The organism is Vibrio sp. 03_296, from assembly GCF_002265885.1.
In genome coordinates, this window is record NZ_NPKW01001141.1 from 1 (window position 1) to 412 (window position 412).

1 pseudogene is annotated in these 412 nt (G+C 51.8%); it reads right to left on the reverse strand.

Annotated elements, in window-relative coordinates:
• Positions 1 to 169: 169 nt before the first annotated feature.
• Positions 170 to 412 (reverse strand): annotated as a pseudogene (locus tag CIK04_RS35105) (EamA/RhaT family transporter); the annotation flags it as partial.

Here is a 412-nt window from a genome sequence, read left to right on the forward strand (position 1 = left end):
AATGGACGCTTGCAGCACCGATAACGACTTCACCGCCATGTACCACACCACATAACCAATCCCAGACGCCAACACGCCAGAAAACAAAGCCCAAACAATGCCATTGACGGATACGGATGAGACATTCAGTAGCCAAAAACCACACAGCAATGCCAGTAAGGATGCAAAGCTAAAGCCTTGAGCGATGGCTGTGTGGYGGCGATTGTGCCTGTTTGCCCAATAAGGTAAAAATCGCCCAGCAAACCCCGGCTATCGCCATCATGAATGCGTCCATCGCATCGGGTGTTTGCGCAGAAGGTGACATTAAAACGATAAACCCGCTGATGGATAGGGCGACGCCGCCCCACTCTAATTTAGAAGGGCGATGGCCAGAAAACAGGTGGAAGGCGATGAGGCTAAACTGCACCAACCG